Annotated in this window: 21 protein-coding genes; 8 read left to right on the forward strand and 13 right to left on the reverse strand. The window is 57.0% G+C overall.

Translation table 11 applies throughout. The features are described from left to right. From K1Y02_15835 to K1Y02_15845, 3 genes are all read right to left on the reverse strand, one after another. A partial coding sequence (locus K1Y02_15835) for a hypothetical protein (protein MBX7257832.1) occupies window positions 1-214 on the reverse strand: 214 nt, incomplete at its 3' end. After that, window positions 211-819, reverse strand: coding sequence for a sigma-70 family RNA polymerase sigma factor (locus K1Y02_15840; GenBank protein MBX7257833.1), 609 nt, complete (start codon window positions 817-819; stop codon window positions 211-213). The genes K1Y02_15840 and K1Y02_15835, both read right to left, overlap by 4 nt. Before the next feature lie 15 nt (window positions 820-834). After that, complete coding sequence (locus tag K1Y02_15845; protein MBX7257834.1) at window positions 835-1284, reverse strand: PaaI family thioesterase; 450 nt, start codon at window positions 1282-1284, stop codon at window positions 835-837. A 115-nt stretch (window positions 1285-1399) separates the two neighbouring features. On the opposite strand from K1Y02_15845, the gene K1Y02_15850 reads away from it, so the two are divergent. Next, the gene (locus K1Y02_15850; GenBank protein MBX7257835.1) at window positions 1400-2560 is read left to right on the forward strand and encodes a class I SAM-dependent rRNA methyltransferase; all 1161 of its coding nucleotides are present in this window, start codon (window positions 1400-1402) and stop codon (window positions 2558-2560) included. 11 nt (window positions 2561-2571) lie between these two features. On the opposite strand, the gene K1Y02_15855 is transcribed toward K1Y02_15850, so the two are convergent. The 5 genes from K1Y02_15855 to K1Y02_15875 all read right to left on the reverse strand — a co-directional run bounded on the left by K1Y02_15855 (window position 2572) and on the right by K1Y02_15875 (window position 8329). Further along, the gene (locus tag K1Y02_15855; GenBank protein MBX7257836.1) at window positions 2572-3627 is read right to left on the reverse strand and encodes a PilZ domain-containing protein; all 1056 of its coding nucleotides are present in this window, start codon (window positions 3625-3627) and stop codon (window positions 2572-2574) included. 145 nt (window positions 3628-3772) lie between these two features. Beyond that, window positions 3773-4717 (reverse strand): hypothetical protein, encoded by a 945-nt coding sequence (locus K1Y02_15860; GenBank protein MBX7257837.1) that lies wholly within the window; start codon window positions 4715-4717, stop codon window positions 3773-3775. Between the two features lie 104 nt (window positions 4718-4821). Next, window positions 4822-5547: a hypothetical protein gene (locus K1Y02_15865; protein ID MBX7257838.1), complete on the reverse strand. Its 726-nt coding sequence runs from the start codon at window positions 5545-5547 to the stop codon at window positions 4822-4824. 124 nt (window positions 5548-5671) lie between these two features. Further along, the gene (gene clpA / locus K1Y02_15870) at window positions 5672-7921 is read right to left on the reverse strand and encodes an ATP-dependent Clp protease ATP-binding subunit ClpA (GenBank protein MBX7257839.1); all 2250 of its coding nucleotides are present in this window, start codon (window positions 7919-7921) and stop codon (window positions 5672-5674) included. A 27-nt stretch (window positions 7922-7948) separates the two neighbouring features. Continuing rightward, window positions 7949-8329 (reverse strand): ATP-dependent Clp protease adaptor ClpS, encoded by a 381-nt coding sequence (locus K1Y02_15875; GenBank protein ID MBX7257840.1) that lies wholly within the window; start codon window positions 8327-8329, stop codon window positions 7949-7951. Window positions 8330-8394: 65 nt separating this feature from the next. Here K1Y02_15875 and K1Y02_15880 point away from each other — a divergent pair, with 65 nt between their 5' ends. Further along, window positions 8395-8865 carry a CYTH domain-containing protein gene (locus tag K1Y02_15880; protein MBX7257841.1) on the forward strand — a complete coding sequence of 157 codons (471 nt, stop codon included), beginning with the start codon at window positions 8395-8397 and terminating at the stop codon, window positions 8863-8865. A gap of 67 nt (window positions 8866-8932) precedes the next feature. Here the strand turns inward: K1Y02_15880 and K1Y02_15885 are convergent, their stop codons facing one another. The 5 genes from K1Y02_15885 to K1Y02_15905 form a co-directional block, all read right to left on the reverse strand. Then, a complete protein-coding gene (locus K1Y02_15885) occupies window positions 8933-9679 on the reverse strand; it encodes a DUF1080 domain-containing protein (protein ID MBX7257842.1) in 747 nt (248 codons plus the stop codon). Window positions 9680-9747: 68 nt separating this feature from the next. Beyond that, window positions 9748-11028 (reverse strand): Gfo/Idh/MocA family oxidoreductase, encoded by a 1281-nt coding sequence (locus K1Y02_15890; GenBank protein MBX7257843.1) that lies wholly within the window; start codon window positions 11026-11028, stop codon window positions 9748-9750. A gap of 178 nt (window positions 11029-11206) precedes the next feature. Continuing rightward, window positions 11207-12133, reverse strand: a complete 927-nt coding sequence (locus K1Y02_15895) for a PmoA family protein (GenBank protein MBX7257844.1) — start codon at window positions 12131-12133, stop codon at window positions 11207-11209. Continuing rightward, complete coding sequence (locus K1Y02_15900) at window positions 12130-12954, reverse strand: sugar phosphate isomerase/epimerase (GenBank protein MBX7257845.1); 825 nt, start codon at window positions 12952-12954, stop codon at window positions 12130-12132. Before K1Y02_15900 ends, K1Y02_15895 begins: the two co-directional genes overlap by 4 nt. A gap of 169 nt (window positions 12955-13123) precedes the next feature. Continuing rightward, entirely contained in the window at window positions 13124-14524 is a 1401-nt protein-coding gene (locus K1Y02_15905) for a sulfatase-like hydrolase/transferase (GenBank protein ID MBX7257846.1), read from the reverse strand. A 206-nt stretch (window positions 14525-14730) separates the two neighbouring features. Here K1Y02_15905 and K1Y02_15910 point away from each other — a divergent pair, with 206 nt between their 5' ends. The 6 genes from K1Y02_15910 to K1Y02_15935 all read left to right on the forward strand — a co-directional run bounded on the left by K1Y02_15910 (window position 14731) and on the right by K1Y02_15935 (window position 23828). Next, the gene (locus K1Y02_15910; protein MBX7257847.1) at window positions 14731-15078 is read left to right on the forward strand and encodes a hypothetical protein; all 348 of its coding nucleotides are present in this window, start codon (window positions 14731-14733) and stop codon (window positions 15076-15078) included. Continuing rightward, a complete protein-coding gene (locus K1Y02_15915) occupies window positions 15072-16436 on the forward strand; it encodes a radical SAM protein (GenBank protein MBX7257848.1) in 1365 nt (454 codons plus the stop codon). Before K1Y02_15910 ends, K1Y02_15915 begins: the two co-directional genes overlap by 7 nt. 3 nt (window positions 16437-16439) lie before the next feature. Then, complete coding sequence (locus K1Y02_15920; GenBank protein MBX7257849.1) at window positions 16440-18272, forward strand: hypothetical protein; 1833 nt, start codon at window positions 16440-16442, stop codon at window positions 18270-18272. A 116-nt stretch (window positions 18273-18388) separates the two neighbouring features. After that, window positions 18389-19783, forward strand: a complete 1395-nt coding sequence (locus K1Y02_15925) for an aldehyde dehydrogenase family protein (GenBank protein ID MBX7257850.1) — start codon at window positions 18389-18391, stop codon at window positions 19781-19783. A 106-nt stretch (window positions 19784-19889) separates the two neighbouring features. Next, entirely contained in the window at window positions 19890-20078 is a 189-nt protein-coding gene (locus tag K1Y02_15930) for a type II toxin-antitoxin system HicB family antitoxin (protein ID MBX7257851.1), read from the forward strand. A 618-nt stretch (window positions 20079-20696) separates the two neighbouring features. Then, window positions 20697-23828 (forward strand): CHAT domain-containing protein, encoded by a 3132-nt coding sequence (locus K1Y02_15935; protein MBX7257852.1) that lies wholly within the window; start codon window positions 20697-20699, stop codon window positions 23826-23828. Window positions 23829-23951 lie beyond the last annotated feature (123 nt).

Genomic DNA, 23951 nt, shown 5'->3' on the forward strand with positions numbered 1-23951 from the left:
CCAAGATGGCGGCGGAAAGATCGCGCGAGGGAGCCTCGGGTTCAAGCACGTCGAGGAGAGCGAGGGCGTGTTGCTCGCGGACAAGCGCCTCCTGCCATTCGGAAGACTCCGCCAGGTTTCGGCGGACGACCTCCGTCTCCTCGGGAGAACTTGTCCCGAGTAGAAACTCGCGCAACATCCGCGTGCGTTCGTCGTGGTTGTCGATTTGACTCATGGCATAAACTCGCGCAATTGGTCCATCAAGTAGGTTACAGCCGTATTCATCCGGGACTTCACGGTACCCACCGGAATCTCCAACACGTGCCCAATGGCATCGTAGCTCATACCGTCGTAACGGGCCATGAGGAAGACGGAGCGCTGCTTTTCGGGCAAGGCCTGAACTGCCTCGGCCAATCGTTCCTTTAGTTCCTGCTCGCGCGCACGCTCGATAGGGCCTGCATGCCCATTGGCAAGGCGAGAACTAAGTGTCGCGGAATGATCATCATCGGAGACAGGCGCATCTAAGGACTGGATAGGCCTCCGCGCGCGGTGGCGGAGCCGGTCGCTGCACAAGTTGGTGGCAATACGATACAACCACGGTTTGAAAGGCAAGCGGGAATCGAAGCGCTCGCGATGCTGATAGATTTTTAAGAACGCTTCTTGAAACAGTTCCTCGGCATCGGCGGTGTTTCCGATCATACGGCGAAGATAGTTAAACAACGGCGACTCGTATCGTTTCATTAGTAAGCCAAATGCAGACGTGTCATCCCGCTGAACGCGGACCATAAGTTCCTCGTCCGTGAGAGACGATTGCTGTATGTTGCTTGTTCTATACGCCATGATGGGCCGCGAGGTTCAGAACCCGCCAGGCTCAATCGCCGCCAGGGTCACAGTGGCCTTGGCGACCAGCTTCTCTTCTCCGTCGCGCCGCGCAAACACGTTGGAATCCACCACAATAATGCGCCGGCCACCGCGAATGACTTCGGCCCGCGCGCGCAGCGACTCGCCAACGGCGGGTCTGAGCAGGTTTATCTTGTATTCCACGGAGAGCACCATCTGCCCCTCTTCGATGAGCGAACCGGCCGCCGCGCCCGCCGTATGGTCGGCGATGGTGGCAAGCATTCCCGCGTGGACAAATCCGTTTTGCTGAAGTTGCGTAGGGGTAATTACCATCGCCGATTCGCACCACCCAGGTCCGAGATCCGTCATTTGGATTCCCAGCATTTGAACGAATGGCGCCTTGTCGAAAATGGCCTGGACTACTTCGCGGTAATTGGGGTTCCGCGCGTGCACGGGTTCATACATGCAGGTTTCTCTCTTATCGTTGCTGAAGTGGCGGGCGCAGGCCGGAATGTGGCACAATACCCGCTTTCCAGTAGTGTCCTTCCTCACTTCCCGGCCAAAAAACAACGGAGCTCATGTGGATAATAACGCATCACAAGACACACACCCAAGGATTCCCCGCGTAACGCTTAAGGCGAAGGAAGAGCGCAGGCTTTTACGCGGCCATCTATGGGGATACCGCAATGAGTTCCAGCATGTGCCCGATTTGGCGGATGGCGCGATACTCGATGTGGTCTCCGATCAAGGCCGCTTCGTAGGTCGAGGCTTCTATCAGGCGAGCGGAGGGATCGGGGCTCGTATTCTGAGCCGGCGCGAGGAGGCTATCGATCAGAGCTTCTTGGAGCGCCGGATCGAGCGGGCTCTGCGTTATCGGCAGCGCGTATATCCGGGAAGCGATGTGTATCGGTGGATCCACGGAGAAAGCGATGGGTTGCCCGGACTCATCGCCGATCGTTTTGGGCCCGTCGTCTCCGTGCAGACTCAATGTGCATTTTACGCACAGCATATGGATTGGCTGACTTCCGCACTGCTGGCGCACGAGGGTGTGCAAGGGGTTCGCTTCGAGATTGCGTCGAAGGCCCGCTGGTTTGGAACTCCCGTGCGTCCCCTGATTGCCGCCATGGATGGCCTATCACTCAATATCGATGTAGACTCAGGTCAAAAGACAGGGATGTTCCTTGACCAACGTGACAACGCGGCTGCCGCTCGCGTCTTCGCACCTGGCGCCCGCGTGCTTGATGGTCATTGCTACAACGGACTCTGGAGTTGTCACTTCGCGCTGGCCGGCGCAAAACACGTGCTCGGCGTAGACACTTCGGGACCTGCCCTGGAGCAGGCGCGCAAGAACGCAGAACTTAATGCAGTGGCAGACCGTTGCGAATTCGAGTGCGCGGACATTCATGAGGTTCTGAAACGCGGCGAGCGGTACGACATTGTCACGTTAGATCCGCCGGCTCTTGCCAAGTCGCGCGCTCACGCAGAGAAGGCGCTTGGAGTGTACCATGCACTGAACCGCGATGCGCTGGCTGCTGTCTTGCCGGGTGGCATGCTCATCACGTCGTCATGCTCGCACTTTGTAGATGCAGAAGCTTTCCTTGAAATGCTTAAGCGAGCAGCGCGTGCGGCGCAGCGGGAAGTGTGGCTTCTCGAGGTGAGGGGCGCGGCGCGGGATCACCCCGTGCTGATGTCGATGCCGGAAACCGCGTACCTGAAGTGCGTCATAATGCGCGTGTTTTAGTACTTTTCCAGTCAGTTGCCATTCCGGCTGAAAGCGGCGTGTTCACCGTCTGCCGTATGAGGGACCAGGACCTCTAGTGCGGCGCAGACATCTCGAACCGAAGTTGTTTGCGGAAACCACTTCGTGGCTCCCGCTTCCATAACCTGCTTTTCCTCACCGGACCCGCCCCCGTAGACCACGATGGGCAGTTCGGCAAACTGTCGTGTCTCGCGCACATAGCGGCATATATCCGCGCTGCACGTACCTTCCGAAGCCAGAGCAACTACCAGCGCCGACGGTCGCGCCAGGCGAAGCGAAAAGAATCCGTCCACAACTCCCACGGCCAGGGTCACATCGTAATTGCGATCTTTGAGCGACATTTTCAGGTCGCCCGCATTGCGAGCATCCTGGGTAATGAGAAGAATCCTCGGCTGCTCGTGCTCGACTCCGCGCAGACGTGCAAGCGTGGAGGCAACAAAGAACTCGATATCATTGACAACGCACTCGTCGGGATCAGAGAACTGGATACCGTGGGCCACGCCATTGCCCACTTGCGCAATGGACGCGACAGTCGAGGCCAGCCCTCGGACGACCGAACCATCGGGCAAATCAAAGGTCAACGAGATAGGCATGTCCTTCGGGAGAGAATGCTTCAGCACAATACGACACCCACCCGCGCTGATGTCCTGCAGTTCACCTTCTATTTCGCGCCCTTCCGGAAGCTTCACCGTGCACGAGCACGATACGGGCGCGCGACCATGACGTCTGACGCGGATGCTTTCAATCACGCTAGGCCAGTAGACGCGGAGGTAAGAGAAATGAGAACCACTGCCAAGGTCTAGAATCGCCGTCGAACACGCGCAGGCGTCTCCGTCCGAAATAAAGCGCAGCACACAAGCCACGTTTACACGAAACGGGAAAGTGGAGCCTTTCACATCCGGAATATCGAGCAGGATGTAAGCACCCCTCTGCCAACCTCGGATGAATCCTCTGACGCGTCCAGTGCCATCCGTATCGTCCGATTCACACATGATTACCGCTCGCCCAACGGCTAGCGACCTCTCAACTGTGTCCAGGTCGGCTTTCATAAAGGAATTACGCTCCTGCAGTTAAACCCCGCGATAACGAAAGAATAGCACAAACCTGAATGTAGGGCACGCCTGTTCTCCGCCATCTGCAAATCTGCTCATCAGCTGCCCCACTCACGTCCGACTCGAATGCGATTTCCAGGCGTCAGCGCCCCGAACCTGCTTGACGTCCCAGCACACCCAACGCAACGTCCGGCTTGTTGGTAATGATGGAATCCACCCCCCACTCGGCAAACCGCTTCATGTCGGAGGGATCGTCGACAGTCCAAACCGCCACTGACTTACCCTTGGCGTGAAGGTCTCGGAGACGGTCTGCATTTAGCGATTCCTTGTTCGGATTGAAGCCGTCGACCCCAATGGTAAAACCGTAAGCGAGGTACTCTTCCCACGATCCCGGGCGGTCCTTGTCTTCGCCTCCGAGAAACTCGTTACGAAGTTCCGGAGCTTCTGCGGCCACAATCGTGCACACTACCGGGGAGAATGATTGAATAACGACCTGTTTCCCCATGTGATGCGATCGTACGCACTTTATGACTTTTCGCGTCAATTCCAAATTGCGTGTGCCGCTGGCCTCAATAAGCTTAGCAAGTTCCGCCATCAGCGCATCATCAGCGTGTTCTATACCTTTCACACGCTGTAGAATCTGCTTCATCAGTTCCTTATCGTCATCGCTATCCTTGATTTCGATGTACACTCCGAGCTTCCCCTTCGCAAAAGACAGGGATTCGTCCAACGAAGGAAGAGGTTCCCCGGCGAAACGCGAACCTTTCCAGGAACCGGCGTCTAGCTTCTTTAGCTCGGCCATCGTTAGAGCTTCAACGGGCTTATCAACACCTGTCGTCCGCTTTAACGTCCCATCGTGGATCACCACGATCTTTCCATCTTTCGTCAATGTGCAATCGAGTTCGAACCAATCGGCGCCAAGTTCGTGGGCCTTTCGGAACGCGGCAAGTGTATTTTCAGGGGCGTAGGCGGATGCACCCCGGTGGGCGATGACGTCAATGACGCCCTCAGGCGCTCCCGCGACGAAATGCGCGCAACTAGTCATGATAGACATTCCCAATGTGGCCACCACCAGTCGAATCTTCATGCGTCAACTCCTATTCGGCAAAACGCCAGGAGTATAGCAGAGAATTGAGACGGGAAGAACCGCGAGATAACCGCGCGAAAGTTTGACACGCCCAACCTTAGTTGTCAGAGAACGGTAGTCTCGGGCTCGAAGAATGAGTCGAACATATGTTCCATTTCGGCCAGATTTTCGTCGATCGAATACGGCAGCGCGTGCGTGAAAAGGTCAAGGACGACGATGGCATTGAGATGCGCATCGCCGGAAGGGATATGGCGAATGCGGTTTGCAAGACACTTGTTGACTTCGTGAACAAGCCGGTAAATCTCTCGCAGGCCGTTGAGGTCGAGGTCTGCATCGCCGCCGCGCCGCTTCAGGAAGTATTGAGCCAACAGATAGGCGCCCGCGGCCCGGTACACGGTTTCCTCGCGCGTCGCAAACGGCAAATGGAAGCGCGCCATCGGCTTGAACTTCATTAGAATCGGACAGCCGCTCGTCGCCATGCGTAAACCAATCAGCGAACTGAGAGCGCGTTGAACGCTCGTTTTCAGCGTAGTGGTTCGCTCTTTCGTTACTACCGTAGCCTCGACCTCCTCGTAGGAAATGAGGTCTCCGAACTTTTCGACTAGCTCCACCAAAGACAGCGCTGCAGGACAATACTCCACCTCTCCCGCCTTCAGTGGACAGAGGCGACATTGTTCTCGCTCAAGAATGGCCCAGTCGGGAGGAGATTGCACTGGAGCATGGTTGGATTCCAGCGTGACCGGGTTCAGCGCAATCGTAAACGTGGAACACTTGTCGGACGACTCGCTGCATGTGAACTGATACGTGACTTCGATGGCATCTTCCGGCACGTTCACTCTCCTTTGCCCGAAGGCATGATGCAGCGCGGTCAGCGGCTCACACATCGACGACTCTAATCGTTTCTGTGCGAACACGGCTTCAAGCCGCGTTCAGTCCGTTACTCCTGCGATTCGCTCACTCGTACTCAAATGTTAGCTTGTCATCTTTGGCGTCGACTTGGACGGTCCCGCCCTTCTCAAGCCGCCCAAAGAGCAGTTCATCGGCGAGGGCATCCTTAACCTCGGTCTGAATGAGGCGCCCTAACGGCCGAGCCCCGAAATGCTTGTCGTAACCGTGCTCGGCCAACCATGCCCTGGCGGCATCGGTCAAGATGAGATTGACTTTGCGCACCGCCAAACGCCCCTGAAGTTCGCCAATGAACTTGTCGACTATACGCTCAATGATTTCCTTCGCGAGCGACTTGAACGAAATGATCGCGTCCAGCCGGTTCCGGAACTCGGGAGTAAACGCCTTTTCAATCGCCTTCAAACCCTTCCCCGCCGTGTCGGCGTCGCCTGACGAGAAGCCAATCGTATGAGCCGCCATTTCGCGAGCGCCTGCATTCGAGGTCATGATAAGGATAACGTTCCGGAAATCCGCCTTCTTACCATTGTTGTCCGTCAACGTCGCATGGTCCATAACCTGCAAGAGGATATTGAACAGGTCCGGGTGCGCCTTCTCGATTTCATCGAGGAGAAGCACGCAGTGCGGATGCCTGCGAATCTCGTCGGTAAGCAACCCGCCTTGGTCGAAGCCAACATAACCGGGAGGCGCGCCAATCAACCGCGCCACCGTGTGCTTCTCCATGTACTCGCTCATGTCGTAGCGCGCGAAGTGCACGCCCAGGATGGACGCTAGTTGCCGAGCCACTTCAGTCTTACCTACACCGGTCGGCCCCGTGAAGAGGAAACAGCCGACAGGTTTGTCCACGGTGCCCAGTCCCGCTCGCGACCGCTTAATGCTCGTCGCAACGGCGTGAATAGCCTCGTCTTGCCCGAAGACCATGCGCTTCAGTTCATCCTCAAGCATGCCAAGCTGCGCCTTGTCGGACGACGATACGCTGCGCGTCGGGATCTTCGCGATATCGGCGACCACACGTTCGATATCCACGGGGCGAATGGTCTTTCTGTCGGCGTTTGGCATCAGGCGCACGCTGGCGCCGGCCTCGTCGATCACATCGATGGCCTTGTCGGGCAGAAAGCGGTCGTTAATGTGCTTAGCAGAGAGCTCGGCCGCAGCGCGAAGCGCTGAATCCGTATACGTAATGGCATGGTGTTGCTCGTACCGCGACTTCAATCCACGCAAAATGAGTACCGTCTCTTCGACACTGGGTTCGTAGATCTCGATCTTCTGAAATCGCCGAGACAAGGCACGATCGCGTTCAAAGTGATTCTTGTACTCTTCGTACGTGGTCGAGCCGATGCAACGCAAATCACCGGAAGCAAGCACCGGTTTCAAAATGTTCGAAGCATCCATCGAGCTGTCCGTAGTGGCTCCGGCCCCCACAACCGTGTGGATCTCGTCTATGAACAGAATCACGTTCGGTTGCTCAACCAGGCGCGAGATGACTGCCTTGAGACGTGCCTCGAATTCCCCGCGAAACTTCGTTCCCGCCAGGAGCGCCGCCAGGTCGAGCTGGATAATCTGATCGTCCTTCAGAATATCGGGAACTTGCCCCAAGTGAATGCGGAGGGCCAAGCCTTCGACAAGAGCCGTCTTCCCAACACCGGGTTCACCCACGAAGACCGGATTGTTCTTCCTGCGACGACACAGCACTTGGAGCGTTCTTCGCAGTTCCGCATCTCGACCGATGAGCGGATCGATCTTGCCCTGCTCAGCCCGAGTCTTAAGGTTGATCGTGAATGCCGCCAAGGGATCCCGGCGATTGCCGCCCTCTCCCTCACCTTGCTCTTGAGTCCCCTCTCCTCCGGGATACGGGGAATCCTGGGTTGTCAGTTTTGATATGCCATGAGAGATAAAGTTGAGTACGTCAAGCCGCGACATGCCTTCTGTTCGCAGAAAGTACGCGGCGTGCGAGTTCTTCTCTTCGAAAATCGCCGCGAGAATGTCTCCCGCGTCGACTTCCTTCTTTCCTGAGTAATGAACATGCGCGATAGCCCGTTGCACAAGGCGCTCAAATCCAACCGTTTGCTGGGGCACGTGATTGCGGTTGCCCGGCACCGACGGCACGTTGTGTTCAAAGAACTCTTCCAATGCGCGACGCAGGCGATCCATGTTTGCGCCGCAATTGACCAGAATATCGCGCCCGTATGTGTCATCCAACAGGGCAAACAACAGGTGCTCGACACACAAGTATTCATGCCTGCGCCGCCGCGCTTCCGTCAACGCGGCTCCAAGCGTCATTTCGAGCGCTTTGCTAAACATGCTGTCGTAAATCCTGATCCGTTGGCACTAGGCCGGTTCCATGCTGCAACGCAAGGGATACCCCTGCGCTTCGGCCTGTGCGTGTACCGAGGCAATCTTCGTTTCAGCGATGTCGGCGGTAAACACGCCGCAAACGCCGACTCCCTCGTGGTGAATATTGAGCATTATGCGCACGGCTTCTTCCGTAGGCTTACAGAAGACGTTTCGCAACACATGGACAACAAAGTCCATCGTCGTATAATCGTCGTTGTGCATCAACACCCGAAACATGTCCGGGGCCTTCAACTCTTCCCGGACTTTGGTCTCGGCTGACGTACCTGGTGATGAAATGTATTCGGGCACTTCCGGATCTCTCAGTGTTCGAATGCGGGCGCGGCCATGTCCACAGCCCAGGCAGTATGATAGCATAAGAATTCGACTCGCCAAGCCGTCGCGAAAACGCACACATGAGATTAGAGGGATTGCACAGAGGTATGGGGATAGAGATTGAACGGAAATTTCTTGTCAGCGACACGTCATTTCTTAAAGACTTGAAGGGAGCTCGTTGCGCTCAAGGGTACCTCGCCGTGGGGCCACCCGTTGCCGTGCGCGTCCGCATCATGGACGGCACGGCCACGCTCAACGTCAAGACCGCTACGACCGCGATTTCGCGTACAGAGTTCGAATATGAGATTCCTCTCGAAGACGCTGAAGGGCTCCTGAAGTCCTCGTGTGTGGGAACGCCGATCGACAAGACGCGTTACTTCGTGGAGCATGACGGCATGACATGGGAAGTGGACGTGTTTGCCGGGGCAAACACTGGACTCATCGTTGCGGAAATCGAACTCGACAACGAAGACCAGCCGTTTTCGCGTCCAGTCTGGCTTGGCGATGAAGTCTCGGGAGACCCCCGATATTTGAACACTCACTTAAGCCAAAGCCCCTTCACTACGTGGGTAACGTGAAGTCCCTCTCAATAAGAAAACGCCGGACAACGTGGCCCGGCGTCGTGTTACGTGATGACTCCGCGTATCAATAGACGTGTTCTGGAATGACTACCCGCAGGTTTCTGTAGGCAATCGGACCGTGATCTCCTTGAAGCATTATGGGACCGATTGGCTTCTCGTCATTGGACATTGAGGCGCGTGTAGGCCCGGTGACCTCTATGTTGTCTTGCACCAGGACGTCATTCAGCCACACCTTCTCAAACTTGGCATTGGCCACTTTGTTGCCGTTACTGTCAAACTTGGGTGCGCGGAAAATGATGTGGAAAGTCTGCCATTCTCCTGGCTTCTTGGAAGCGTTCGAAAGCGGAGCATGTCCCTCGTAGCCGCGCTGTGAATCGTCGATGCCCGGGTCTTCTTTCCAACGCTGGTAAATTCCGCCGCAGTCCGTATACGTCGGCGCCTCGACACCGAAACTGTCGAGGATTTGGATCTCATAGCGGCCCTGAAGGTAAATGCCCGAATTCGAGCCTTTGGGAACCATGAAATCGACGGTCAAATCGACGTCGCCAAACTCCTTGTTCGTTACAAGGTGATTGGTCTTGCCATTTGGTCCGTTCACAGCCACGCCGTCGCCGGGTTTGGAGCCGAGCTTCTTGTCATCCGCGGGATCTGTGAATACATCCGCGACGATCTGCCATTCACCGAGCGGTGCTTTCCATATGTTCTCAAATGTGGCCTTTTCGAAACACCGGGCTACGAGCGTCACTCCAACAGCATGCGCCAGCCAAGCAGCGCTGAGGGCCACTGCCACTCCGAATACCATGCGTTTCATGGGACAAGCCTCCCTTTGTATACGTCGAAGGCGCGCCATATTCATGACGCGCCTTCTTCAAACACCGATCAGAGAACGATCGTCTCTTTCTCCTTATCGAACTTCGCTACTTTGCTCTCACGAAGCGCCAATGTCCCCATCTGAAGCGCGGTCTGCACGTGATATGCGTGTTCCATCGTACTCCACGTTTCCGTTTCGCGCTTCCGGCAGCAATCGAGGAAATGCTTAAAATACGCCACCATGTCTTCCGTGCCTTCGAAGGGGAATCTCTGAGCCTGCTTCTTCGATTCATCCGCCGGAGTAAAGACGATTTCCTGACCATCCACTGTGATGGTACCTTCCCATCCACGAACGACAGGGATTCGTCCGCCGGCGCCACGCCCGCCGTTCGTGTTCTGGTAGTCGTTGCCCTGCGTTCCCAACACCGCAATGGTGACCTGTTCGGGATAGTCGATGAGCATGTTGAACGTATCGGGCACTTCACGTTCTTGGTAGCGCCACTTTCCTCCCGCGGCGACCGCCATGGAAGGCATGGTCAGGCCGAGAATAAAGAGCGTCGGCGTGAGCGAGTGCGGGAACAAGTCTGTTGATGGTCCGCCCGCGTAGTCCTCGTACATGCGCCAGCGGAAGTAACGGCTGACATCGAAGTCCCGCTTTGGCGAATCGCCGAGGAAGGCTTCCCAATTAAGATCGGGACCGGGCTTCGCATTGGGATCGTCGATAGGCATGCCGCGTTCGCCCCAATCGCCAACGCGGAAATAGCCGCACTCTGCGTGAATAGGCTGTCCGATAAGACCATCCTGCACAAGCTTACGCATTTCACGCCAAGCGGGATCGGACATCCCCTGCGACCCGAGTTGGAACACCCGCCCGCTCTCTTTGACGGTCTTCGCCAATTCCTTGGTCAGTTCAAACTGCCGCCAATGCGTCACGGGCTTCTCGCAGTAAACGTCCTTACCCGCTTTGACTGCGTCCATGGCCTGATACCCGTGAATGTGGTCGGGGGTTGCGATGAATACCGCGTCGATCTTCGGATCGGCCAGAAGCTCGCGATGATCCATGTAGTACTTGGCATTCTGCGCTTCGGCGGCCTTCATTCCACGAGGACGATAGGTATCGCACACCGCCACGATATCGACGGATTTGTCGTTGTCATGAATGTAACGCAGGGTCTTCATATGACCGTTTCCGCGTCCGCCGCATCCGATAACACCCACCCGCAACACGTCGGGCTTGGATTGCGCATGCGCACGCGAGGACACGGTGGCGGCGGCGGTAGCGGCGGCTGCCGTGTGAAGAAACTGACGGCGGGAAAGAGACGAGGGGCGCTTGGGGGTTTCGGTTGACATGGCTAACTCCTATCGATTTTGGATTTTCGATTTTCGATTTTGGATTGGAGAAACAGGTTCAAGTCTTATGAAAAGTGATTGCCTCCAATTGCAGAATACTCATCAGCGCGAACGTCCGGCGATTTGTGGTCTTGGAAATCGATTCCGAAATCTCAAATCTGAGATTTCAAATTCCCTTTCACCGCTCAAGCGCCTTCAACCATATTTGATAGGCACTTTCTATATCTTCCTTGCTCACGGCTCCGTCCCACACGAGAACGCCGTACTTCAAATCGAGGGGCGCGTCTTTCGACAGCGTCATTGGTTCCTTGTACAGATTCAGCGTCGCGGACATGTACGCAAACGACACCGGCATGGTAAACCACACGGCCGGATGCCGCGGATTTGTCGGCGCATCGAACATGGCAACCGTAACAGGCTTGCCGTCGATGGGTCCGGTGCAGGCGCACCAACGGGCTGGCGTGTTGCGTTCTTCTCCTCGGACAATTTCGCCTGCGGCGCCTTCCGAATTCATGAACGTCACGACACGATCCATGGACTCGACAAATCGCATTCCTAGACCGAAATAGTGGTGGCCCGTCAACTTCGCTGACTCCGTTCCTTCCGGAACGCTCAGTTTGGAACGCCACAGAATCGCCGTAGCATTCACGCCGTCAAGGTTCAGGGGCCAGAGCGTCCGACGCTCATCCAATAGCACCTTCTGCTCTCCATTCATCCACTTGAGACGGGCGTCATAGCACGCCGAATAACCGGTGTACTTCCCCGGATCATCGTTTTCCACGTCTCCGGCAAATATCTGTTTGCCGCATTCTGGCGTCTCTGCCCAGAAATCGACGTCATCGACGGCAATCGCGAACATGAGGGCATGGTGATGGAGGTGGTCCGATGGCGCATCGCGCAACACGTTCACTCCGTTTGGCGAATACAACTGCTGGACATAGGGCTTAAAGGGCACGTTATCCAATCGGTACACAAACAGCGGCTTCCCGCCCTTCGAGACTGTCATAGTGTCGTTTTGAAAGGCGCGCTCGTAGCCACCTGCGGCCGCGAGCGCCGAAATCATGAATCCAGGAAGCATGACAATCGCAATCCGAAACACGCTCATAGCAGACCTTTCAGATAGTTGATACTGCGTTCCGCCTGCGCCACCGTCCCACATTCCACGCTGAGCACAATGTCCCGTGGCGCTTTGCGGCACAGCGCGATGACCGCCTTCCAATCGACTACACCCTCGCCACACGCGCAACCTACAGGCGTTCCGGTGACCTTCCCCCGCTCCGCATCCGACTGCTGCACGGAGATATCCTTTGCGTGCAGATGCACGAGACGCGGCGCGACACGCTCGAGCCACGCGATCGGATCGTGTCCGGCGAGATAGCTGTTGCCGGTGTCAAAGTTGATGCCGATGATCGGCGAATGCACCAGATTGGAGATGCGGTCGAGACCGTCGGGAGTCTTGCTGTACTGCTGGTGCGGTTCGATGCCAATAAGAATATTGCGCGGCTCCGCGACCTTGGCGGCCTCGCGCAGCACGTAGCGCATCAGCACATGATCTTCTTCTTCCGTGGTCCACGTGGGCTTGGGACCTTCGTCCGTGTTGATGACGGGCGCGCCGCATTCCGCCGCAAAGCGAATCGCCTGCTTCAAATACTCCGTGCTGATCTCCGGCTTGCAGAGCGGGCAATGGGCGGATAACCCGGACAACTTGATTCCCGCCTTCTCGCAAGCGCGCCGGACGCGGTAGGGGTCGTCAAACATGGATACGCTGTGGAAATATCCAGCCTCGCTGAGTAATTCCCTGCCCAGATGTACCATGGGCTCAACATATTCATACCCGAGTTGAGCCGCTTTCTCGACACCCCACTCGAAATTCTTGTCCTCGTGGCGGACGAACTCCATGTTCACGCCAAAACCTATTTTGCCCATTTCGAGTCTCCCCTAATCATGCTAGCCTCTATTGGGGGCACGAAGACCGCCCCCAAAGATACGGCACCCCCTTGATTGACTGCCGCACTCCGAAGTCTACTTTAGCACAGGAAACCGATTTCTGAAATGTTGTTTTCAGAACAAGCCGCCGGAGTCGCCGGGTCAAGACCTACGTGCCCGTCCCCGCGCATCGCGCGGTCTCCTCGGCCTGATAGCGAAGCTGTTCCGGCGTAAGCAGCCCGGGCGACCAATCTGCGGGCCCCGGATTGGGAACGTGTAGTGGAACGGGATCTCCAAACTCGCTTTGCAGTTCAGAAAGTTCCTTTAACATCGCATCCACCCGCTTGGCGTAGCCGGGCTGTTCCGAAAGGTCATTCATCTCATGCGGATCAGCTTCAAGATCAAAGATCTGGTTCTTGTGGATGCGGGGATAGCGAATGAGCTTCCAGCGACCGTCCGAGACTGCCCGCTGAACCTTGCCGTAGGCGGTGAAGAGGCGCGTGCGAACACGTCTTGCCCTTCCGTGCACGATGCTTGCCAAGCTAAGTCCTTCCACTTGGGCCGGGATTGAAGCGCGGGCCAAGTCACAGACCGTAGGGAATACATCCATCAGGTACACGAGGGCGTTCGATTCTCGCCTGGAAATCCCTGGCCCTGAAATGACCAACGGGACATGCATTCCCCCATACTCATAAAGGTTCTGTTTGCCGAGGAGTCCGTGTTCACCTAGAGACAAACCATTATCACCCGCGATCACAAAGTACGTGTTGTCGAACTGCTTAGTATCCTTTAAAGTCTGAATCACGCGGCCCAATTCGGTGTCAAGGTAAGAAATTGATGCATAGTACCGGGCAAGCTTTCCGCGGATGTCCTCGGGAGTTCGCGGGAATGGCAACGTCATTTCGTCGCGCACCGTCATTTCACCGTTGTCAAAAGGATGAAAGGGGGCGAATGCCCTGGGCAGCGGAATGTCCATCGCCCGGTAGCGAGCGTAGAATTCTTCCGGCGCATATTGCGGGTCATGCGGTTCGTGTCCTGCCATGTAGACACACATCGGACCCCTTGAAGCCGTGCGACGGATGAAGTCCGTTACTTTGTCGACGACTTGAGTAGCATTTCCGGGGTCGTAGGTTTCGTCGAACTCGTCAGTAATTCGCTTGGGGGAATTGCCGAATTTGCCTGCGTGCAGCGTCGCATAGCCCGCCTCTTTCATGGCGCGTGGAAACGTGTAACTGGCTGGCTCCACACCGCTGGCTTTGTCCTCCGCACGAAACAGGGACCGTCCTGTCAGAAGCATCGTGCGGCTTGGCAGACAGACAGCGCCCACCATGGAGCCCATCGTATAGGCCCGCCGGAAGGCGCAACCGTTCGTCACCAACGAATCGAAATGGGGGGTCTTCACGACGGGATTCCCCAAGGCAGCCAACCCATCAGGCCGAAGATCGTCCACGAGGATCACAACGATGTTTGGTCTCCGCGATTCCACGGCATGCCCGCGAACACTCAGGAGAGCGGTAGCAAGGCCGGCTCCCCCGGCGGCCAGGAATCCCCGTCGGCCGATTGAGAACATTCCGGTAAACCCCTTTCCCGCATTGCGAATCGAATGTGATGTGGAGAACTCGACTCAAGACGCGATACTTGGCTCAGAGCAACTTAGCCGCTCGGAATGCGAAAGGTCAATCGAATTCATGCTTCTCCCGTCGCAAAAAACCTGAGAGCAACTGACTTGCGCATCTGGTTCCGCAAGGTGATAATTCTCTCACAAGGGGGTTGACCATGAAGCTCGCAGGCTACGCGTTCGGGGTGTTCCTCATTCTTTTTGGAGTACTGTTCTGCACGGCCGCTGCCGCAACCGGGATCTGGCAACGTTGGGTCCTCGGCGGAATTCTCGTGGCGTCCGGTCTGGCGGTTCTCTATTTCATTCGCATGAAGGTTCCCGAGACCAAGGTGGAACTCACTCAGAAGATCGACCTCTCCGGAGACGTACAACTGGAGCATCTCACCTGTAAGAGTTGCGGAGCCACGCTGGATGCCAAGAGCGTGTCGGTTGCGGCGGGAGCGGTCTTCGTGAAATGCCCATTCTGCAACTCGCAGTATCAACTCGAGGAGGCGCCGAAATGGTAAGACTAGGGTTGGATTGGCGAGCTATCCTTGCGCCTGCGAAAAGCGTGGAACCGGGTGTCTATCACTATCGCCGCGAGCTGGCTGACAGGCAAATGCGCCTCCACTTGCGCGTCGACCCGGACGGCACCGGGTTGCTCTCTGTCAATGCATCGGGCGTCATTCATCTCAACGAAACAGCACTCATGCTCATGAAGCTGGTACTCGACGGCAAGAGCAAAGATGCCGCCATCGCCGAAGCACGCCGGGTGTACCGCGCCCGTCGCGAAGACATTGCCAAAGACTATGACCGCGTCATGGACGCTGTAAAGCGCATCGAAACAACGCAGGACGCGTGTCCCATTTTCGATGTGGATGCCATGTCGATTCCACCGTTTGCGCGCAAGCCGTCCGCTCCGTATCGCGCCGACCTTGCACTCACATACGCCTGCAATGACGACTGCAAACACTGCTACGTCGCTCGAAAGCCGGAAGATGTGACGCCACTAACGCTGGATGAGTGGCGGACCGTCATGGACCGCCTTTGGGCCGTGGGCGTGCCGCACGTGTGCTTCACAGGGGGCGAGGCAACGGTGAGCCCGCACCTGGTTTCCTTGATCGAGCGCGCAGAAGACATCGGCATGATCACGGGTCTGCTCACCAACGGGCGCAAGCTCTGCGACCGCGCGTTCACAAAACGGCTGTGCGATGCGGGCCTCGATCACGTCCAGATCACAATCGAGAGCAGCGACGAGAAGGTCCACGATGAAATGGTGAACGCCCCGGGCGCGTGGAAAGAAACGGTGGAAGGCATTCGCAACGCGATTGCGGAAGACATCTATCTCGTCACCAACACCACCTTGTGTTCGCTGAACGTGGACACCGTGGATGAGACCCTGCAATTCCTGAAAGACCTGGGCGTGCGGCAATTCGCAATGAACTCAATCATCAATACGGGGCGCGCTCCGGGGTCTAAACTGGGGATCGACGAAGCGGGGCTCGAACCCATCCTGGGTCTCGTCACGGATAAGGCGGAGGAATTGGGGCTTCGGTTCATCTGGTATAGCCCTACTCACTATTGCCTGCTCAACCCCGCGCAACTCGGTGTTGGGTTCAAGCGGTGTACGGCCGCCGAATACAACATCTGCATCGAACCCGATGGCAGCGTGTTGCCGTGTCAGAGTTACTACAAACCCGCCGGCAACATGCTGAAAGACGACTGGAAAACGATCTGGGAAAGTCCGCTCTTCCTGGCGATTCGCAACCGGACAGAGTTGCCCGAAGACTGCGAAGAGTGTCCCGACCTGGAAGTGTGCGGCGGTGGTTGCCCGTTGAGCGGCGGCGACAAGTTCATCTGCACTGACAGTGCATCGGAGGGGTAAGCCATGAGACGACTACCGATCTTGCTCATCCTCGCGATTGCCGTCCTCTCCCCCATTGCCCTTGCGCAGGAATACTTGTTCTCCGTGCCTTCGGCAGAAGTAACGGTGAACATCGAGACCGACGGTTCTGCGCGCATCTACTACAAACTAACGTTCGAGTGTGCGCAAGGCGCACATCCTATCGACGTGGTCGACATCGGCATGCCGAACCTCGCTCCCCACACACCCGGATGGGCGAGAATCGACGGTAAAGACCTCGACGTGAGCAACATTCGCATCTCGGAGTACTTGAAACCACGCGGTTGCGGTTATGAGATCCACCTCGCCCCTTGGGTGATTGCCCCCGGGAGATCCGGTGTGCTCGAGTTTGAGGCACGCGAGACCCAGATGGTCTGGCAGGACATAACCGATCCGGACTTGGCTTCGTTCCGCTTCACGCCCACGTGGTTTGGTTCGGAGTATGTGCAAGGCATGACATCACTCACCTTGCGAGTCATCTTGCCCATTCCCGAAGCAGACTACCCCGCTGTGAAGGACCAGATTAAATGGCATCGCGAAGGCGAAGACTTCTCCCTAAAGGGCGTGATGGAAGGCGAGCAATTTGTGTCCGTTGCGTGGGTACGCGACGTCTGGTTCACCATCCCTAACGAAGTCGGGCTCTCGTTCCCCAAGAAATACATCACCAACATACGAAAAGACTCCCTTTTCGGGTTGATGGCGCGTTGGCTCGACGCTCATCCGAATGTCGCCATCGGAAGCGGCATTGGGTTGGCGGTCTGCTTTAGCATCGCCTTCTTTATGATCACCCGGGGCACAGGGATAAGCCTGTGGTTTTTCGTGGTAGCAGCGATGGCTGCGGGCATGTCGCAAAGTTCCAAGTTTCATCTTTGCCTGTATCCTTTTGTCGCGCTCTTCTGCCTTCTGATTTGGCTGCTGTTCCGGCGCAAACGAAAGCGCTATTTCCCGGCGGTATTGTGCCGGGAGGGCGGTGGCATCAAGAGAGGTTTTACGGCGGTAGAAGCGGCGGTGCTGCTCGAAGCGCCACTTAACAAGGTCCTGACCATGATTGTGTTCGGGCTTGTCAAAAAGGGCATTGTTCATGTCGTGAGCGAGGATCCCTTGTCACTGGATGTGGTTGGCAAAGAAAGTTCCACCACCACGTGGGAACTCCCAGACAAAACGAAAGTTAAAATCTGGCCGTACGAACCGGCCTTCATCAAGGCTTTTGCAAAGGGTGAGAAGAAGCCCATCGACCAATTGAAATTGGACGATCCGTTCGACGCCCTGATAGAACGTGTATCCAAATCAATGAAAGGATTCGACCTGGACGCCACTCGGGAGTATTACCAACAGATAGTCTCTCGGGCGTGGCAACAGGTCAAAGCCGAAGCCTCCTACGAATCGCGCTACGAGAAGGTCGACGAACATCTCGGTTGGCTTATGATCGACAAGGACTGGGAACGCCCATTCCGTGATTGGGACCACGAGCGTCCGTATCGTCCGACGTGGTGGTACGGCCGCACACACATTCCCTCACAACCGTTCTCGGGCGGCGGCATGAACATTCCTACGCCCACGACCGCACCAGGTGCTTCGTTTGGCGACGTTGCAAGCGCCATCACGGGCCGTTTCGAGAATGTGTCGACCAAACTGGTGGGCAGTCTGGATGCGTTTTCGAAAGCCCCTGGCCCGAGCGTCGACCTTTCCGGGATTGACCGGTTCACCGGCGAGGTCCTCAAGGCGATGGCCTCCAGTGGCGGTGGCAGAGGAGGTGGAGGCGGCTGCGCTTGCGCGGGATGCGCGTGCGCCTGCGCCTGTGCCGGCGGCGGACGATAACGTCACGAAGGAGAACCATGTGCCTTGCGCCACCATTCCAGGTATAATGCGCGCTCGCCACTTGGCCTTATCTTCGTAGTCGCCTGATGAACTGACCAATGCAAGGGGGAAATCCCATGTCCAGTACGAGTGAGCTTCAAGTTGTCAACCCGTTTACCGAGTCGGTGATCCTTCGTCTGCCCATGTTGGCCGCAAGCGAGGTCGATACCACCGTCAAGAAGGCGCGTGCCGCGTTTGAAGGCTGGCGCACTTCGACGATGGACGAGCGTGTGGCGCTGTGCCGCAAGTTCATCGAGGCCTTCAAATCCATGGGCGATCAGATTGCGGCGGATGTCTCGGCACAGATGGGCAAGCCCGTGTCGCAGGCCAAGGGCGAAGTCAACCGGATGGCCGAGCGCGCTGAGTATATGATAGGCATCGCGCCCGAGACGCTGGCCGATGAGCCCGTTCCCGAACAAAAGGGTTTCACCCGGTATATCCGGCACGAGCCTCTTGGCGTCGTGTTCGACATCGCTGCATGGAACTACCCCCTGCTCATCGCCGTGAACGTCGTCGTGCCGTCGCTCCTCGCGGGCAACGCCGTCATCCTCAAGCATTCGAGCAAAACGCCGCTCTGTGGCAAGGCGTTTGCCGACGCCTTTGCGAAGGCCGGTGCACCCGACAATCTGGTTCAACACGTCATCGCCGACCACGCGGTCACGGACGCCTTTATCAAGCATCCGATGATCGATTACGTTTCATTTACCGGCTCGACGAAGGGTGGACACGAAGTCGTACACGGCGCGGTGGACCGTTTCATCAATATCGGTCTGGAACTGGGCGGCAAAGACCCTGCCTACGTCTGCGCGGATGCCGACTTCAACAATGCCGTCGAAAATTGCGTGGACGGCGCGTTCTACAACGCGGGGCAGTCGTGCTGCGCCATCGAGCGTGTCTACATCGACAAGTCGATCTATAAGGACTTCGTGGAAGCCTACGTGGAGCTAACGCGCAAGTACGTCCTCGGTGACCCTGCCGACGCAGCCACGTCGATCGGACCCCTTGCCTCGAAGTCAGCCCCAGCTTTTCTGGAGAAGCAAGTCGCCGATGCCGTGAAAGCGGGCGGCAAGCTCGTGGTCGATCCCAAGGAATTCGCCCGCCCGGCGAAAGGGTGGTTCAGCGCGCCCGCCGTCGTTGCCGACGCGCCGCAGAGCTGTTCCTTGATCCAGGAAGAAAGCTTCGGGCCTGTCATCGGGCTCATCCCCGTATCCAGCGATGAAGAAGCAATCCGCTACATGAACGACAGCGAATACGGCCTGACTGCGTCCATCTGGACCAAGGATTTCGAACGCGCTGTCCGCGTTGGCGAACAGGTCGAGACCGGCACCTTCTTCATGAACCGTTGCGACTTCTGCGACCCCGGTCTCCCGTGGACCGGCGTCAAAGACACGGGGCGCGGTTGCAGCCTCTCGAAGTACGGCCTGTTGCAGCTCAGCCGCCTGAAGAGCATGCACCTAAGAACCGGGGCATAAAGCCTACGAACTGAGACATTCACTGAATATCATTCGCGTGCAAATGGTATAATTCGTGCGCGTTACGCCAACTCAACATTGTGATCCCGTCGTGAGGTCTGACTCCATGCAAACGTTGAATCTTGTCTATTGGAGAGAAGGAGACTTCTGGCTTGGTAAGCTCCTCGAACATCCAGAGATTATGACTCAAGGCGAGTCAATCGAAGAGTTGGAGGAGAACATCCGAGACGCATACCGCCTAATGGTCCTGGAGGACGTGCCCGCCGGTTACGAGGTGAGAGAGATAGCGCTGTGAAAAGGCGCGATCTCGTGGCCAGACTTGAAGCCGAAGGTTGTACATTGATTCGTCACGGAGGATGACACGACCTCTACCTCAATCCGGCAAATGGCCTCAAGCAACCAGTGCCAAGGCACAACGAAATCGAAGACAAACTCGCTCGCCACATCCTGAAGTTTCTGGGCATCAAATGAACTCGAAGACGGGTAGTCTCCCGCCATGTTTTGTTTGAGTGGCCACGAGCCTGATTCCGTTACGAACTTGATTTCGACGACCGATAACTCGGTTGCATCATGTGAACACAATCAACACGATCCCCCACTGCAAATCCGGCAATCTCCTCCTTGCCGTTGTCAGCCAGGAATTCGCCATCTCAATCTCAACCTAAGTCCACAGGTACTTGTTTCGCTTCTATTGCGCACAGATGCTCGGCCGTCATTGAGATCCTCTCTTCCTTGCCAAGCGCCATCCACAATCGTATAGTAAGACGGTAGCTGCGGAAAAGCGCGGGGCTTTCATAGACTTCTGGTGTCCTACAGAGTCCTCCGCCGCGCGAGTGCGTTATCCCATTTGTTCTGAGCCAAGCGTGCATGCGATCCACGTCGCTGCATATCCAACAAATCCGGGAGCTGAGCAATGGCCAAGAAAAAGAAGCCGACCCAGTCCGCCTCGAAGAGAAACCGACCTGTGGCCCCCAAGAAACGCACCCTGACCACAACACGAGCCGAATCGCATCGCCATTCCGAGTATTCCATGGACGCCGCCAAAATCGAGCATGCCATCAGGACCGGGTCCCACGAGAGTCTGCTCATGGATTACTTTGGTTCGGAGTCGTATGCCGAACTGTGCTCACTTATGCGCGAGGCGGAGAGCCGCCCGCTGCGAGGCGGTCCCAAGGTGCTCATCCTGCCCGGAATCATGGGTTCCACCATCGGGCTGAAACGATTGGGGTTGTTCAACGATGTCTACTGGATTGACCCCGTCAGTATTGCGATTGGGCGATTGCGTCAATTACGACTTCCCGAACAGGGAAAGGCCTTTCAGGCTCTTGGAGTTATCCAGCTCGTCTATCTAAAGCTGAAACTCCGGCTGAAGATCGCGGGCTACGATGCCGAGTACCATCCATTCGACTGGCGAAAGGACATCACGCTCCTGGGAAAAGAACTCAGGCAACGTATCGCCGATGAAGGCGGTGAAGGCGTTAGCTTGGTGGCTCACAGCATGGGCGGGCTGGTCGCTCGATCGGCCATCGGCCAAGGCTCCAGGGTGAAGCAGTTGATCATGCTCGGCACGCCCAACTTTGGATCGTTTGCGCCGGTGTTGGCGCTGCGGGCCGTCAATGAAATGGTCAAGAAAGTCGCCGCGCTCGATGTTCGCGACACGGCGAAAGAGCTGGCCTCCGAGATCTTCAATACCTTCCCTGGGCTCATTCAGATGCTTCCATTTCCTCCTGGCGGGACTGACCCCGACTTCTACGATATCAACGTCTGGCCGGACGACGGTCTGCGCCCGGTTCCCCAAGTCCTCGCAAGCGCCCCTTCCGCGCATACAAAGCTGGCTGGCGCGTCGCCGAACATGGTCATGGTTGCGGGGATCAACTCGACGACCGTGACAGAAGTAAAGCGCAAGAACGGCGGCTTCACGTTCACGTACACCAAAGCAGGCGACAGCACGGTGCCCTTGGCATTCGCGCTATTGCCCGGAGTCCGAACCTACTACACGGATGCCGAGCACATGAGCATGCCGTTGCACGGGGGCGTTATCGCCGGAGTGCTGGATATCCTGGAGAAAGGAGAAACGAACGGGTTCCCGCTGGACCCGGCCACCCTCGACTTGACCAAAGACCCCTACACCAAATCGGAATCGGAGATGCGCAGCCTGCCGTATCATCGCAGTCGCGAAGGCATTCTGAGCAAACAGGAAATGCGGTATCTATTGGAGGGTTTTGTGGGTCCTCTCCGATCTCCCGGCGATACGGCAACTGCGACAGACGCGACGGAGCCTGAGGCTGGTAATTACAGCCACACCTTGGAGGGGGTTGTCGTAGGCCGCAGACCCGGGCATCGATTGGAAGTCCGTTTTTGTCACGGCAACATTGCAGACGCGGACGCGCGCGCCATTGCATTGGGCTTGTTCCGAAACGTGGCCCCTACGGGTCCCGCCGCAGCCATCGACGAACGGATGAACGGCGCAATCACCGAACTCACGCAACGGCGTATGTTCTCCGGCAACGCCGGTGAAGTCTTTATCACACCCACCGGGCGCCATCGACTCGTACCTGATTTTGTGACATTCGTAGGCCTGGGTGATTTCGGTAGTGTCAATCCGAAGGTCCTGGAACTCGCATCGGAGAACTTAGTGCGGGCCTTTGTTCGCGCGCGCGTGGAAGAATTCGCGACAGTCCTGCTCGGCGCCGGTTCGGGTGAGGACCCAACCATCGCGCTTAAGAGTCTGCTTACCGGACTCGTGCGCGGTTTGCTGGACGCGGACACGGACCGTTCCTTCCGCCGCTTGGTCATCTGCGAGATGGACCCCGCCAAGTACCGCCGCATCAAGGCGGAGATGATTCGCTTGTCGAGCACCTCGCTGTCGAAGGACATCGAGATAACGTTTGATGAATGCGCGCCGCTACCGCCTATGGTGATAACGCAAGCGGAACGCAAAACGCCCAGCGCTCCGCCGTGCGCGTACCTGCTCGTCCACAAAGAAGGAGTCTCGGAGGATGAGAAGGAATTCACCGTACGCGCGTCGGTTTTGACGGCCAGCGGCAAGTCAACGGTAATCACGGGCGTGCAGCCGTGTTCAGCAAGCGATCTCGATCGCATGCTCGCTCGTTTGAAGAACGTAAGCGGTTCCGACTACTCCATCGTCGGTTCGACGCTGGCCGAATTGGTGTTGTCATCGGATCTTCGCGATGTCCTTGCCACACAGAAGGGGCATCCGCTCGTGGTTGTCCACGACGCGTATATGTCGCGCGTTCCGTGGGAAACCATGGCGCTCAAATCCTCTCCTCCCTGGCATCCTGCAACGGAACAGGGCCTGATCCGCAAATACACCGCGGACAATCTCTCCGTAGCAAAGTGGCTTGAATCCCGTATTGACGACGGCGTGTTGAACCTGTTGCTCGTCGTGAATCCAACTCTCGATCTTCAGGGCGCAGAAAAGGAAGGTAAACGCATTCGCGAGCTATTCGGAGGCGTTCGGTCCTGCAAGATCGACATGCTGCATGGCAAAGATGCAACGCGAGAGGCCCTCCTTAAGGAGTTCGGTTCAGGGAAATACGATGCAATTCACTACGCGGGACACGCCTTCTTCAACTCGCAGCATCCAAGCCGAAGCGGCATCGTCTGTGCCGAAGGGACTCCTCTGACCGGTGCAGACTTGGCGGAACTCTCCAACCTTCCAAGTCTGGTGTTCTTCAACGCATGCGAGTCGGGCCGCGTCCGTAAAGCGGTGGGGTACACAACGCAAGACGTCAAGGCGGCGAATTCCCCTGCAGGCCGCGCGGCCCAGCGATTGGAGGTCGCCGTCGGACTGGCCGAGGCTTTCATGCGAGGCGGCGTCGCAAACTTGATGGGCACTTACTGGCCCGTGAGCGACGCGGGGGCCGAGGCATTCGCGGGATACTTCTACAAATCTCTGCTTGACGGCGAGACAATTGGCAGAGCGCTGCTGGGAGGTCGCCAACTGTTGCGGCAAAAAGGCATGAAAGACTGGGCAAACTACTTGCTCTATGGAAGTCCCGAATTCGTTCTCAAGAGGCAATAAGCGCAATTTGGGTTCGGGCGCGCGGATAGCGCACGACCGGTCGCGTGAGTGAGCATATTCCCGGTCCGTATAGCGGCACTGCCTATCCTTATCTTGGTGCTTGGGATTCCAGTGCATAGAAAT

Source organism: Candidatus Hydrogenedentota bacterium, assembly GCA_019695095.1.
Lineage (GTDB): Bacteria > Hydrogenedentota > Hydrogenedentia > Hydrogenedentales > SLHB01 > JAIBAQ01.